13 protein-coding genes are annotated in these 14,182 nt (G+C 61.3%); 7 read left to right on the top strand and 6 right to left on the bottom strand.

Going from position 1 to position 14,182, the window contains the following annotated elements:
• The first annotated feature begins 61 nt into the window (after positions 1 to 61).
• The gene (locus AC1DYC_RS27865) at positions 62 to 1,180 is read left to right on the top strand and encodes an NAD(P)/FAD-dependent oxidoreductase (protein WP_477410913.1); all 1,119 of its coding nucleotides are present in this window, start codon (positions 62 to 64) and stop codon (positions 1,178 to 1,180) included.
• A 223-nt stretch (positions 1,181 to 1,403) separates the two neighbouring features.
• On the opposite strand, the gene AC1DYC_RS27860 is transcribed toward AC1DYC_RS27865, so the two are convergent.
• Together AC1DYC_RS27860 and AC1DYC_RS27855 are read right to left on the bottom strand one after the other, a co-directional pair.
• Complete coding sequence (locus tag AC1DYC_RS27860) at positions 1,404 to 2,630, bottom strand: aminotransferase class V-fold PLP-dependent enzyme (protein ID WP_477410912.1); 1,227 nt, start codon at positions 2,628 to 2,630, stop codon at positions 1,404 to 1,406.
• A gap of 519 nt (positions 2,631 to 3,149) precedes the next feature.
• Positions 3,150 to 3,923, bottom strand: a complete 774-nt coding sequence (locus AC1DYC_RS27855) for a sensor histidine kinase (RefSeq protein WP_477410911.1) — start codon at positions 3,921 to 3,923, stop codon at positions 3,150 to 3,152.
• A 383-nt stretch (positions 3,924 to 4,306) separates the two neighbouring features.
• Here AC1DYC_RS27855 and AC1DYC_RS27850 point away from each other — a divergent pair, with 383 nt between their 5' ends.
• The 6 genes from AC1DYC_RS27850 to AC1DYC_RS27825 all read left to right on the top strand — a co-directional run bounded on the left by AC1DYC_RS27850 (position 4,307) and on the right by AC1DYC_RS27825 (position 8,374).
• On the top strand, positions 4,307 to 5,065 hold the full coding sequence (locus AC1DYC_RS27850; protein WP_477290638.1) for an SDR family oxidoreductase: 759 nt from the start codon (positions 4,307 to 4,309) through the stop codon (positions 5,063 to 5,065).
• 233 nt (positions 5,066 to 5,298) lie between these two features.
• Positions 5,299 to 6,135, top strand: coding sequence for an alpha/beta fold hydrolase (locus tag AC1DYC_RS27845; protein WP_477411037.1), 837 nt, complete (start codon positions 5,299 to 5,301; stop codon positions 6,133 to 6,135).
• A 94-nt stretch (positions 6,136 to 6,229) separates the two neighbouring features.
• Positions 6,230 to 6,646 (top strand): cupin domain-containing protein, encoded by a 417-nt coding sequence (locus AC1DYC_RS27840; protein ID WP_477410910.1) that lies wholly within the window; start codon positions 6,230 to 6,232, stop codon positions 6,644 to 6,646.
• 45 nt (positions 6,647 to 6,691) lie between these two features.
• Positions 6,692 to 7,129: a CBS domain-containing protein gene (locus tag AC1DYC_RS27835; protein ID WP_477410909.1), complete on the top strand. Its 438-nt coding sequence runs from the start codon at positions 6,692 to 6,694 to the stop codon at positions 7,127 to 7,129.
• 80 nt (positions 7,130 to 7,209) lie between these two features.
• A complete protein-coding gene (locus tag AC1DYC_RS27830; protein ID WP_477410908.1) occupies positions 7,210 to 7,668 on the top strand; it encodes a carboxymuconolactone decarboxylase family protein in 459 nt (152 codons plus the stop codon).
• A 58-nt stretch (positions 7,669 to 7,726) separates the two neighbouring features.
• Positions 7,727 to 8,374: an HD domain-containing protein gene (locus AC1DYC_RS27825; RefSeq protein WP_477410907.1), complete on the top strand. Its 648-nt coding sequence runs from the start codon at positions 7,727 to 7,729 to the stop codon at positions 8,372 to 8,374.
• Between the two features lie 137 nt (positions 8,375 to 8,511).
• Here the strand turns inward: AC1DYC_RS27825 and AC1DYC_RS27820 are convergent, their stop codons facing one another.
• From AC1DYC_RS27820 to AC1DYC_RS27805, 4 genes are read right to left on the bottom strand one after another with little or no spacing between them, the layout of a single operon-like run.
• Positions 8,512 to 9,213, bottom strand: coding sequence for a response regulator transcription factor (locus AC1DYC_RS27820; RefSeq protein WP_477410906.1), 702 nt, complete (start codon positions 9,211 to 9,213; stop codon positions 8,512 to 8,514).
• Complete coding sequence (locus AC1DYC_RS27815; RefSeq protein WP_477410905.1) at positions 9,200 to 9,586, bottom strand: response regulator; 387 nt, start codon at positions 9,584 to 9,586, stop codon at positions 9,200 to 9,202. The genes AC1DYC_RS27820 and AC1DYC_RS27815 overlap by 14 nt, the downstream gene beginning before the upstream one ends.
• 2 nt (positions 9,587 to 9,588) lie before the next feature.
• Positions 9,589 to 10,230, bottom strand: coding sequence for a response regulator transcription factor (locus AC1DYC_RS27810; protein ID WP_477411036.1), 642 nt, complete (start codon positions 10,228 to 10,230; stop codon positions 9,589 to 9,591).
• Complete coding sequence (locus tag AC1DYC_RS27805; protein ID WP_477410904.1) at positions 10,227 to 13,841, bottom strand: PAS domain-containing protein; 3,615 nt, start codon at positions 13,839 to 13,841, stop codon at positions 10,227 to 10,229. The genes AC1DYC_RS27810 and AC1DYC_RS27805 overlap by 4 nt, the downstream gene beginning before the upstream one ends.
• Positions 13,842 to 14,182 lie beyond the last annotated feature (341 nt).

Below are 14,182 nucleotides of genomic sequence, written 5' to 3'. Positions count from 1 at the left end.
GCCGGGGCACCGACAAGATGGATACATCCAAGGATCAGCTGCTCTACGCTAAGGAACGACTATGGATGTGATCGTGCTGGGCGGCGGCCTGATGGGGACGGCTTCGGCCTATTTCCTCGCCAGGCGCGGGGCGCGCGTGACGCTTATCGAGCGCAACCGGATCGGCACCGGAGCAACGGTCGCTTCCTTTGGCAACATCCGGCGTACGGGGCGCCATCTCTCCCAGCTTCCGCTGGCCCACCGCTCGCTCAGGCTGTGGGGCGAGGCCGAGAAGATGCTTGGCCGCGACGTGGAATTCCGCGCTACCGGCCATATCAGGCTGATCTTCGATGAAGATAGCCTCGCCGACATGCGGGCCTACGCCAAGGCGGCGCGCCCCGAGGGGCTTGAACTGGAGGAACTCGGTCCACGCGAGATTCGTGCCCGCTTTCCCGGCCTCGGTCCCGAAGCGATCGCGGCGTCGTTCTCTCCGCACGATGGCAGCGGCAATCCGCGGCTGATCGCGCCTGCCTTTGCCGAGGCAGCCCGCAAGCTCGGTGCGAAGATCATCGAAAGAGCGGAGGTCGAGAAGATCACTCACACGGGCTCCGGTTTCCTTGTCACGAGCTCGAAAGGCAAATTCGCCGCCGGCTGCCTGCTCAATACCGCCGGAGCCTGGGGCGCGCGCATCGCCGCGCAGTTTGGCGAAGAGGTCCCGCTGGACGCCTGTGGCCCGCAGATGGGCGTGACCGAGCCGCTACCGCATCGGATCCTGCCAGTGGTCGGCATCTGGACGCGCGACAAGGACTATGGCGCTTATCTGCGCCAGGTCGAGCGCGGCAACATCGTCTTCGGCGGAGCGGCCGAAAGAGTAGCGGTGGAGCTTGACCCAGGCCACGCGGCCGCCGACCCTATGCGCCTGCCCATGCAACTGCGCGCCGTGGCGCGGCTGCTGCCGGCGATCGCGCAGGCTACGGTCATCCGCACATGGTCCGGTTGCGAGGGCTATGTCAAGGACATGCTGCCGGTCATGGGGCGCTCGGCGACGACGCCAGGCCTGTTCCACGCCTTCGGCTTTAGCGGACACGGCTTCCAGCTCGGTCCAGGTGTTGGCGACGCCATGGCCGAACTCATCATGACCGACCGTTGCGAAACTCCGCTCGATGACTTCAGGGTCGATCGCTTCGCCCGCGCCGCCTGAAGGAGCAACTTCCGACATCCGCGCAACGACGGCTCCTCTGGCCGCCAAAGGCGGGATCGTCGGTCTCGCCGGCGCCTTCGAGTATGAGGATCTCAAGCGGGCGTTGCCCGCTTCGCCGGGTTTGCCTCATTCGAACGCCTTCACATCAGCATTCCATCGGACACCTTGGAGACAATACAACACAGGCGACAAGGCAAGCTGCAGAACAATCAGAACCGGGCCGTCAGTGCGAGCTTGATCGCCGTTGGGGTGTCCACGCGCTTGTCACCTCACCGACAGCTGCTTTCAGGCCGTCGACAAACATATCGAGCTCGTCCTTGCGCATGTAGATATGGGGCGAAACACGCAGTCCCGCGACATCCTCGACGCTGCGATACTTGACATGAATCTGGTACTGCTCCCGCAGGACTTTCTCGAGTTGACGCGAATCCACGCCGTCGATGGAAAACAACGCCACGGCGCCAGGCGGTGTGGCATTGGGGGGCGTTTGCAGGCGAAACCCTGGAATGTCGCGCGCACGCTCGATCCAGTAGAGTGTGAGTTCGTTGAGGCGCTGCTGGACCCTCCCGACGCCGATCCGGCGATGCAGACGAATCGCGGGCGCGATGCCCGCCTGGATGGCGGAGTTGTAAGTGCCGAGATTCCAGTGATCGAACTTGTCGATTCGCAGCGGCGGTGTGTCGAATGGCGCGAGCAGCGGCCATGTCTCATCGATCAGACCTTCCCTGACGACCAGCATTCCGTTGCCCACCGGCGCCCCAAGCCATTTGTGCAGGCTCGTCACGAAGATGTCGCAGCCGAGCTTGCGGAAACTTAGCGGCATCTGGGCGAAGGTCTGCGCTCCGTCGACCACGGTGACGATGCCGTGCGCGCGCGCCAGGGCGCACAGGCGCTCGACCGGCAGGAGCCTGCCGTTCCAGTGGTACATGTGCGTCAGTAACATCACCCGGGTGCGCGGCGTAATCGCCCCGGCATAGGCCGCAACGATCACCGCGTCATCATCAAGGAGGCCGAATTGGCAGGTAATCGGCACAATGCCCTCGCGCTGCTGGCGTTGGAGCCAGCCGGCGCGCGCGGAGGGATAATCCCAGGGCGACATCACTACCTGGTCGCCCGGTTGAAGCGGTATGCCGAAAATTGCCGTCGACAGACCTTCCGAGGAATTGCGATTGAGCGCGATTTCGGTGGGTGAGCAGTCTATGAGTTGCGCGAGCTCCGCCTTGATGTCCGGCAGCGCGGCGTCGAGCTTGCTCCACATATTGACGTCGGGATTGCGGCTGACGAACCGATAGGCTTCAATCACTGCCTGCTCGACCTCGAGAGGCGGCGGACTGACTGCGGCATTGTTGAGGTTCAGCAGCGGCTCCTGTCGCGGATAGGCGGCGCGCACTTCCTGCCAAAACGCCTCAGGAGCGCCAGCAGCGGGAACATCCTCTGCAATGAGGCTCATATCCTTCTTCGATCCCTTGCGACCTGCGATGCCCTGCCTGTCAACGGTACGAGACAAGCCGACGGGTCAGTGTTCGACACCATATCCGCCGGCCTGCCCGATGGATGCCAATGTGGCTTCAATTTGATAGCGATTGTGCTGAAAGCCTGACGCGTTTCAGCACATTTCGCCGTGCTCTCAATTGCGCATTTGGACCTCGTTCAGCTGCAGCGTAAACGCTGACGCGCTGTCGCAATGAGTCGCCTGAGGTAGAGTCGGGCAATGCCAGAAACGAAAAGCTCTGACTAACAGGCCGGTGTCCAACGCCAAGGGCGCGTTACACGGACCGAGGTCGCAGGCAGCTTCACTGACAATGACATAGCCAGACACCATCCTGCCGTCAGCGCCATACCGTTCTGGCATCCACATAATGCTTACTATGCGCTTCCCATCTGCCGACAGGGTTCTCAATTCGCGCTCAAGATAGGCAGGGCCGTCTGAGGCGGTCGTTACATGATGCCTTTTCACCATTGGATTCTCTCATGGTTGTCGGAAGCCGTCTGCTTGGGCCGGCGCCGCAGGCAATCGCAAGATCACAGTTGTTCCTGACCCGACTGCGCTGTCGATTTCGACACTTCCGTCGTGCTGCTCGGCAAAATGCTTCACCATCGGCAAACCGATTCCGCCCAACCCTGGGCACTTGGTGGTGAAGAACGGATCAAAGGCACGGGCCATGGTCTCTTGGGTCATGCCGATACCGGTGTCTGTGACGCGGAGTTCGACAAGGGCGCCATGGCCATTATCCGCCAATGCGGCGTCTATCGAGATCGAGCCGCCGTCGGGCATCGCGTCGCGCGCATTGAACGCAAGATTCAGGATCGCGTTCTGGAGGCCCAAACGGCCACATATCGCGAGAGGCAAACCGGATTCGATACGGACCTCGAGGCGGATCTGCAGTTCCCATGCGCTTCGGATGAGAGTTTCAACCTCAGCCAGACAGCTCCTCAGATCCGTGTGTTCGATTTCTTTTGGAGCCTCCAAGGCTCTGGCCATTGTATCTCGGACGAGCGCGCCAGCGCGCTGCAGCGCCGTTCTGGCACTTGCGATCACGGGCTCAAGGTCCGGAGCCGTTGAGACGCTTGAGTCTCGCGCGACGCGATTCACCGCGGATGACGCGACCTGGATGAGATTGCCCAGATCATGAACGATGCCGGCGGTCGGCTGCTCCGTGCGACGCGCGTTGGATGCGCTGTCGGGATTCCGACGAAAGTCATTGTCGCCTGCCGTGCCTGGTCTTGCTTTTGCGCGTGACAATTGGCGTCCCCTGAGTGCGTAGCTGATCTGGTCCTGCCAAACGCTAAGTGCGAGGGGTACGCGCGGTCGATTGGATCGAGGATCAGGACGGCATATCCAGCGGACCAGGGTGGCCTTGTCGCAAGCCTACCGGGATGCGTTTTCTTATGTGCGGGAGGGTCGACCACTTACCCGAGAGCCCGGTCAACCAATCCACACGCATCTAGCCCTCCTCCTATCGCCCTATAGGACTCCCGATCTTTAGGCTCATCGGTCCTAGACCTTCGCATCGAACGACAGATGCTTCCGTTCGATAGTTTGGCCGGCAGCTCCGTCGCATTGTCTACAGCGATGAAAGGCCAATCGCCAACTCAATCCATGGAACGCGAACGAGGAGTTTCGACATGAAAATCGTGGTTATCGGCGGCACCGGACTGATCGGGTCGAAGACGGTCGAGAGGCTGCGCAAGAAGGGCCATGACGTGCTTGCAGCGTCGCCGAATTCGGGCGTCAATACGATTACCGGCGAGGGCCTGACAGAGGCGCTGGCAGGAGCACAAATTGTAATCGACCTGGCGAATTCGCCTTCATTCGAAGACAAGGCCGTTCTGGAGTTTTTCGAGACCTCCGGCCGAAACCTGCTTGCAGCAGAAAAAGCTGCTGGCGTGAAACACCACATTGCGCTTTCGGTCGTCGGTACCGAACGGCTGCCAAAGAGCGGCTATCTGCGCGCCAAGGTGGCCCAGGAAAAACTGATCAAGAGCTCCGGCATCCCCTACACCATCGTTCATTCGACGCAGTTCTTCGAGTTTCTGGGCGGCATCGCCCAGTCGTCGATGGTCGGCGATGCCGTCCATCTGCCGGCAGTCTCCTTTCAGCCGATCGCTTCCGATGACGTCGCCGATGTCATGGCGGATGTAGCGCTTGCACCTCCGGTCAACGGCACGATCGACATCGCCGGGCCTGAGCGGGTGCGTTTCAATGAGTTTGTCGCGCGGTTCCTGAAAGCGACGAACGATCCGCGCCAGGTGATTGCCGATCCTCGCGCACTCTACTTCGGTACGGAGCTGGAAGACGGGTCGCTGGTTCCTGCCGGCAACGCACGCATCGGCGCCATCCGTTTCGAGCAGTGGCTCCCCCACGCTTCGCTCCAGCGCCACTGATCCGCACCCGCGACGATCCGACCTCGTCCTGGATTGGCGAGGCCCTGCGCCCAAACGCGAAGGAGCACGTGATGAGCAACAACGTTCCCACCCCTGCCGAAACGACGCGGCGCGATGTTCTGCTGGGCACGATGGCCGCCGCCGTTGCAGCCGGTCTGCCCAGCGCAGCGCTCGCGAAGGTTGAGCGGGGGAAGAAACTTCTCTCTTCCACCTCAAGCAAAGGATCCACGACCATGAGCACGATCACCACCAAGGATGGCACCGAAATCTACTACAAGGATTGGGGTCCCAAAGACGCTCAACCGATCGTTTTCCACCATGGCTGGCCACTGAGCGGCGATGATTGGGATACGCAGATGCTCTTTTTTCTCGGCAAGGGCTACCGGGTCATCGCCCATGACCGGCGCGGCCATGGCCGCTCGGCCCAGGTCAGCGAAGGTCACGACATGGATCACTACGCCGAAGATGCCGCCGCGGCATTCGAGCACCTCGACTTGAAAAATGCCGTTCATGTCGGCCACTCCACCGGCGGCGGCGAAGCCGCTCACTATGTAGCGCACCATGGTCAGCGCCAAGGCCGCGTTGCAAAGCTCGTGCTTATCGGCGCCGTGCCGCCGATAATGCTGAAGACGCCTGCCAACCCAGGCGGCCTGCCAATCGAGGTTTTCGACGGGTTGCGTAAATCGCTCGCCGACAGTCGTGCGCAGTTCTATTCGGATTTCGCCGGTGGTCCCTTTTACGGGTTCAACCGGCCCGATGTTAAGCCAATCCCAGCCGTGATCCAGAACTGGTGGCGGCAGGCGATGATGGGCAGCGCCAAGGCACAGTATCAAGGAATCAAGGCCTTTTCGGAGACCGATTTCACCGAGGATCTGAAGGCCATCGACGTGCCGACGCTCGTCATGCATGGTGACGATGACCAGATCGTTCCGATCGCCGACTCGGCACTGCTGTCATCGAAGCTTCTGAAAAAGGCGACGCTCAAGGTCTACGAGAAATTCCCACACGGCATGTGCACCACCCATGCTGATGCGGTGAACCCCGACCTGCTAGCCTTCATCAAGTCATAGGCTCGCGCCGCTTCCCCCCCCCGCGAGAGCCCGATCGCCGGTCGTCCCTCCCCGGCCGGCGATCCCCATCCACCCCCAAACCGGAGCCAAGACAATGATCAAGACGATCCTCTGCACCGCTGCAATCGCAACCAGTCTCGCAATGGGCTCTGCACTCGCCCATGATTCCCACGGCGACAAGGCCACGCTGATTTACGACCACACGCTGCCCAATGTGCCGGGCAAGAGCATGCGCGCCGTGCTCGTCGAGTACGAACCGGGCGGCACGTCGGCAGGACATACGCATCCAAAATCGGCCTTCATCTTTGCGACGGTTCTCGAGGGCGGTATCCGTAGCCAGGTCAATGGCGGGCCGGTCACGACATATCGCGCCGGCGAGAGCTTTTCCGAATTTCCGGGCGACGTCCATGGCGTCAGCGAAAATGCCAGTACGACCGAACCCGCCAAGCTTCTGGCTGTGTTCGTCGTCGATACCAGTGAAACCGAGCTAACCACATACAACGACGACTGAGGTCGAACATCGCACGGATCGGTTTGAACATAGAGGATGGCAGCAATGCTTGTCGACAAACTGCATGCCTTGACTTCACCGCGCCTTGCGGTGATCGACGTCAACGCCACTGTGCAAGCGGCCGCCTTCTCGCTTTCCAGGCCCTGCATCGGCCTTGTCGTGGTCTGCAATGCTAACGGCGGCGCCGAAGGTGTGCTGAGCAAATCCGACCTCGTCCGCCATCTCGTCAGTTCGGCGTCGTCAGTGCCGCCAGTTTCAGCTCTGATGAGCAGGCAAATCGTTTCGTGCACGCCGCAGGATGATCTGCATCAGGTGTGGCAGACAATGGCTGCCACCAACCTCCAGAACATGCCCGTGGTCGACACAGGCGCCAGGCCTGTCGGTATTCTCGACATACGCGACGCGATGAAAGTTCTGTTCGAGCGGGAGGAGATCCAAGAGCAAATACTCTCCGATTACGTTGCCGGTGTCGGCTATCGCTAACCGAGATCGCCAACCTTCGGCGCAACGAACACCAAGGCCTGCGAGAAGAGAAACCCTTAATCGACATCATGGAGTCTCATATGACCAAGCGTCTGAATTTCCTGGCCCGCAAGAACGGTGGCATCGAGGGGCTCGTCGCCGTCGAGAGCTGGCTTGCCAGCAGCTTCGACCCAAAGTTGCTCGAGCTCGTCAAGTTGCGGGTCTCGCAAATGAACGGCTGCGCGCATTGCCTGCATATGCACCGGCAAGACGCCATCAAGCTGGGCGAGACCGACGACCGGCTGCTGCTGCTCGACGCCTGGCGCGAGTCTGCGCTCTACACGGAACGCGAGCGAGCCGCACTGGCCTGGGCAGAGGCCCTCACCCGCATCGCCGAGACCCATGCGCCTGACGCGATCTACGAGGAAGCTCGCAACGCTTTTTCGGAAGATGAACTCGTCGCGCTCTCGATCGGCGTGGCTACGATCAACGCCTGGAACAGGCTGGCGATCGGCTTTCGCCTGCAGCATCCCGCGGATCGTATGCGCGCCGCCGCCTGAAGCCGGCGACGACACGGCCCAGCGAAACCGTCGGAATGCGTTGAGGAGACAATTCGACATGAACGGAACCACCAGCCGGATACTTGCAGGGGTCTCGGTACCCGACACCCCGCTCGTGCAGCAGGCTCTCGAATACGCGCGCAGAGAATGCGAAGACTATCTGTTCAATCACGTCGTCCGCTCTTGGTTGTTCGCAGCACGGCTCGGCCAGTTGCGCAACATCGACCACGACGCGGAAGTCGTCGCGGTTGGGACCTTGTTGCATGACATCACGCTCAATGAGCATTTTGACGGTCCGCGCCGTTTCGAGGTCGAAGGTGCGGATCTGGCCAGGGCCTTCTCACGACAAAGCGGTGTCGACGAGCGCCGGGCCCAGCTCATCTGGGACAGCGTGGCCCTCAATTCGACCCCGTCGATCGGCCTCTACAAGGAGGCGGAGGTAGCCCTTTGTACTGCCGGCATCTGCCTGGATGTTGTCGGTCTCAAGTACGAGACCATCCCTGAGGCTGAAATCGCCAGGATTGTAGGTGAATTCCCGCGGCTCGAGATGAAGCGGCGCATGACGAAGTGCTTCTGTCACATCGCCCAGACGCACCCGGAAACGACCTACGACAACTTCGCCCGGGACTTTGGCGAACGCTTCGTGCCAGGATACCGGGCACCTTCTTCCGTCGACTTCGTGGCGAGCGCGCCCTTTGAAGAATAACCACCTCCAAGCGCCGGACTTGTCCTCTTTCATTCGTCGCACTCGACGAATTCGGCTTCAGCTCGTCGCCCCTCGCCGGCGACGAGTTGCTGCGCCAGGCGCGCTGGTTGACCCCATTGGGCGGCGTGGGGAGTGGGTCACGCCAAAGTCTTGGTCGAGCCCGTATCGCGCACCGCAGCTGGCAGCGTTTCCCATGCCCGGATCAGCTCGCCGATGGACGCGACCTCCATCTTGCGCATCACATTGCCGCGGTGGAGCTTGACGGTGATCTCGCTGATACCAAGGTCGAATGCGATCTGTTTGTTGACTCGCCCCTGCGCGACTTCGCGCAGGACCTGACGTTCGCGTGGCGTCAGCGTCTCAAGCCGTTCGACATTACGCTTGACGACCACTGCAGCCGCCCGCCGAGCGGCGTCCATCGCAATCCCTGCAACCACCGCGTCAAGCAGGGTTTGGTCGCGTGCTGGCTTTGTGAGAAAGTCGACAGCGCCGGCCTTCATCGCCTGGACAGTCATCGGAATATCGCCATGCCCGGTCAGGAAGATGATCGGTTTGGGGTTGCCGCTTTTTGCCAGGCGATCCTGCAGATCGAGACCGCTCGCTCCCGGCATGCGCACATCGAGGACCAAGCAGCCTGGGACGTCCAATACGTCGGCGTCGAGGAATTCGCGGGTCGAGGCGAAACAGATCGACTGGAAGCCTGCCGACAGGATCAACTCGGACAGCGCCTCGCGTACCGACGCATCGTCATCGACAATGATGACGAGCGGCTGCTCCGTGTCCCGCTGCTGCGATAACGGTGCCGATCTCCGCGCAAGCGGCTGCTCACTCATGATCATCCTCCATTTTTTGATTGCGCAAGGAGTCGCCGACCGCAGCAAGCAGGGCCTGGGCATCGAAGGGCTTGCGGAAAAATCCGCTGATGCCCTGCGCGCGGTGCTGATCGGCTATCTCGTGGCGGCCTGTGATCAGGAACACCGGCAGCTCCGGACGCGTCCTCCTCACCAGGTCACGAAGTTCAAAACCGTTCATGCCAAGCATCCCGATGTCGGTGATGAGCACGTCCAGGCCCGACAGGCCGCTGATAAGCAACTGTCGCGCCGATGAGAAGCTGCGGGCCACATAGCCGGCGGACTCCAGAAGTTCCTCCAGCGACTCGAGCAGTCGTGGATCGTCGTCGACAACCGCCACAACAGGCCTGATGTTGCTCACGCTCAGTTCCTTCCTGCCCTGCGCGAGTGGGTGATCGGTATTTCCAATCGCTCCGCGATACGAACGAGATCGGCGAGCGACGCCGCCACCATTTTCTGCATGACATTCCTTCTGTGGATTTCCAGCGTGACCTCGCTGATCCCCAGTTCGGCGGCGGCCTGCTTATTGAGCAAGCCACTCACCACCAGCGGCAGCACGTCGCGTTCGCGCGGCGTCAGGTCGAGATACCGTTGCCTCAGCACGCCAAGCTCGGCACGCTCTGACCTACTTGCCTGATCCTGGGCAATCGCGGCATGGATTGCGGCCATGAGGTCCGCATCACTGAAAGGCTTCGTCAGGAAGTCCACGGCGCCGCGCTTGATCGCCCGCACGGATGACGGGATGTCGCCGTGCCCTGTTATGAAAACGATCGGCGGATGGTCCCCTTCGGCGATCTGCCTCTGCAGTTCGAGGCCGTTGATATCCGGCAATTCGACATCGAGGATGAGGCAGGCCGGCACGTCCGGCTTGTCCATGCCAACATAGTCGCCGGCCGATGCGAACGCGATAGCGTGGATGTCGTGTGACGCCAGGAGTTCGCCGAGCGCCTCGCGAATGCGTTCATCGTCATCGACGATGTAGACAATATGGTCTTCAGTCGTCATGGCGCCGCTTCCGCTGTAACCGGCAACGTGAAGAGGAATGTCGCTCCGTGCGGTTCGTTCGTCTCCACCCATAGCCGGCCGCCATGGGACTCGACAATCGAACGGCAGATCGCCAGCCCCATGCCCATCCCGTGCCCTTTCGTCGTGAAGAACGGCTCGAATATTCTCTCTGGAAACTCGACGCCCTGCCCGCGATCGCTGATCTCCGTCTGGACCACATCGCCCAGTCGGCGCACGCGGACCCCAAGAACTCTGTCGCTCGCAACAGAGTCCATCGCATCCATACCGTTGCGTATGAGATTGACCAGGACCTGCTGGATCTGAACGCGATCGAGTGCCAGAAGCGGAAGATCGCGTTCGATGCCCGTATTGATGCGGACACGATGCCGCCCCGCCTCCTCCGCCATGAGATCCAGCGCCTCGGCAATGACGCTAGACAGCGTTGTGTCGGTCCTCCGAGTTTCTATGGATTGTTTGAACAAGGCGCGGATGTGGCTGACGACATCCGCCGCCGAGTTGGCGTCCCGGATGATGCGCTCCACCGTTTTCTGCGCCCGCTCGATATTTGGGGGGTTGGCCGTGAGCCAACGCTGGCATGCATGCGAGTTCGCCACAACGGCCGCCAAGGGCTGGTTCACCTCGTGCGCGATCGACGCGGAGAGCTCGGCCAGGCTGGCCGCCTGCGTCTGACGCGCAAGGTTCTCCTGGGCAAGGCGCAGTTGTTCCTGCACCCGAACCTCACTGTCGATGTCCAGGCAGATCACGTTCCACTGCACAACAGCGCCTTCGGCGTTGCGCATCGGCGCGGCACGTGTCTCAACCCAGCGATATTCGCCATCGAAGCGCCGCAGACGATGCCTGCGCGCATAAGGTTCGCCGGTGGACAGCGAATGGGCATATCTCTCCTTGACGCCCGCCACATCGTCGGGATGAACGCCGGCGTCGAGTGTGCCGGTCAGCCGGGACTTTCCTGTCCCGTCCAATTCCTCAAGATTGTATCCGAGAAATTCGCGGAGCTGCTGACTGCGATAAACCGGCTCGCCATCCGGCGCGGCGCAATCGATCATCGCCGGCAGTGTTTCGACGAGCTGCCAGAGGAAGCGTTCTCTCTCGCGCAACGCCTCCTGTGAAGTCACATGATCGTGGATATCAACATTGGCGCCGTACCACCGGATAATGCGGCCGCTCTCGTCGCGAAGTGGATCCGCGTGCCCCTCTGTCCAGCGGTATGAGCCATCCCATCGGCGGTTGCGAAACTTCAGTTCGAACGGTTCACCCGTGCTGAAGGAATGGGTCAAGGCAGCAAGCAACGCGGCCCTGTCATCCGGATGGACGATGGTTTGAATAGCACTCGGCAATCCGCCTCCAGCCTCAAAATCCTCCAGCTTCAGACCGATATAGTCCACCATGGTTTTGTTGATGTAGGCTGGCTCTCCGCCGGGCGTGACGCACCACATCTGAACCGGCACGGTGTCAATGAGCTGCTGCAGCTGCCGCTCGCTACGACGCAGCGCCTCCTCGACGAGCAGCTGATCGTGGATGTCATGCGTGAGCCCGTACCACTCGACGATGCGTCCGGTCTCATCTCGCAGCGGCTCCGCGCTGCCCTCCACCCAGCGGTAGACGCCATCCGCACGCCGCAGGCGATACTTCTTGGAGAAACGCTCGCCCGTAACGAAGCAATGCTTGAGCGCCTCCGCCAGGCCTGCAGCATCATCGGGATGAACAGCCGTCTCTATGACAGCTGCCAGCCGGGTCATCCCCGGCTTGTCTGAATCTCCTATGTCCAGACCGAGAAAATTCATTAGGCGCTTGTTGAAGAAGGTCGGCTCGCCCTCCGAACTCAGCCGCCAAAGCAGGCTCGGGACCATATCCACGAGTTGCGCGAGCTCCCGCTCCCGGTCGCGCAATGCTTCCTGCGCGCGCACCTCATCGTCGATGTCCATGGCAGCTACGTACCATTGCACGATCGTTCCTGCTTGATTCCGCAGCGGCTCCGCGCGGCCCTCCATCCAGCGGTACACGCCGTCTGCGCGGCGTCGGCGATACTTCATGGTGTAGGGTTCCCCGGTAGCGAGGGCGTGGCCAAGAACCTCCCTCATGCGGGGTCCATCTTCAGGATGGACGGTTGCCGCTATCATGGCTGCCACGCGGCTCATCCCTGGCCTATCCAGATCCGCAACGTCACCCAGGCCGATAGATTCCAGCGTGCGCTTGCTGAAGAAGGTCGGCTCGCCGTCAGGCGCCATGCGGCCAATGTTAACCGGGACCATGTCGACCAACAGTGACAGCTCCCGCTCACGCTCACGCAACGCTGCTTGCGCGCGCACCTCGTCGTCGATGTCGAGGGAAACGCCGTACCATTCGGCAACCGCACCGTCCTCATCACGCCGTGGTTCTACCCGGCATTCCGCCCACCGGTAGTCGCCGTCCTTCTCGCGCCAACGAAACCGCATCGTGGAGGCGTTGCCGGTTGCGAAGCAGTTCCCCAGCGTCCGCTGCACCTCGGGAGCGTCCTCCGGATGAGTTAGTTCCTGCACCAATGTCTCGATACGCGGGGACTGGAGAGGATCGAAGGTCGGGATAACGGCGCGGAAATGGTCCTGGTATCGCTTGTTGAAGTACAATGGCTCGCCTGTTGCCGTCGCGCTCCACACGCGGACCGGGAGTGCATCGATCATCCGCTGAAGTTGGCGCTCGCTTTGCCGCAATGTGCGCAGCGCCAGCTGATGCTGCCTGGATATGACGGCAACGATGAGCGCCGAGAATGCCGAAATGGCCAGAAACAACTGCAGCATGATGTGCTTCTGCTTCAGCGATTCGGGATCGCCGGCAAATTGGCTGGCGCCGGATATCGTGAATACCGCCGTTATCAGCGCGAGGAGGACCAAGGCGACCGCAGCGCCCTTGAACTCGAAGCGCACCGCGACCCAAAGAAGAGGTGGCATGATTATGTAGGCGAAGGGCAGGTAGCCGCTAAGTGAAAGAGTGGCTACGCCAAGAAAGATCGATCCCAGGACGCAGACTTCCATCCAACGCGCCCTTGAGAGCTGAGTCACGTCACGCCAATTCTGGAACACGACCAGCGCCATTGGCGCCACGATCAGGACCCCTGTGGCGTCACCGATCCAGAATAGCGGCCAAGCCGCCGTGAAGGTTTGCGATTGCATACCAAACCACGCAAGAGTGGCGCTTCCGACCGTCGCGCTTACGACAGGCGCGATCCCGGCGGCCAACACCACGAATGCGAGAACTTCCTGCAAGGTTTCCAGCCGGACCGGCCGCTTGCAGGTCAGGTTCACGAGCCATGCGCCAACCACCGCTTCAAGAGCGTTGCCGGCATAGATCAGGATAGCTGCAGGCAGCGGACTGTGGAACCACAGCAAATTGCTGAACAGTTCGGCCAGACAGCCCGCCGCTACCCACCAAGGCCAGCTGGGCCTGGAGGCGAGGACAAGCGTAGCGATGAAAAGTCCGCTCGGGGGCCAGATGGAAATACCTGTTCCAGGCACAATTGCGAGCAACTGCGCGAACCCGCAGCCCAGGACATATGCAGCGAAAAAAAGCCCCAGGTGCAACAATCGGGGGCGATGCGACCAGACGTGCATCATTTGCTGCTCCTCCAGCACAGGTAAAGCATGGGAACTATCAGTGCTGGGTATAGCACTTGTTCTTGGTGTCAGGATCTGGGCTGGCGAACTCACGCCCCACCCTAGTCCCACCATACCCCGGCCGCACCTCATGGAAATCCATGAGCCGAGACGAGCTGAGTGGCATGTCCGCTTGGCCTCCGCAGTGAGGCACCCCAAACTATCCGAGCGGATATATCCCGCTCCCTGTTGGTTGGTAAGAATGCGAATCCCCGTGCTCATCTCGCCAGAGTGCGCATCTTTCCATCCGGCCGATCGGCTGTTGGCCGGCGCGGCCGATTGGCGTTCGCGTTTCGACAATC

This window comes from Mesorhizobium sp. P2_E7 (assembly GCF_056403855.1).
Note: the sequence above shows the minus strand (reverse complement) of the source record. Positions and strands in the feature narration are given on the sequence as shown.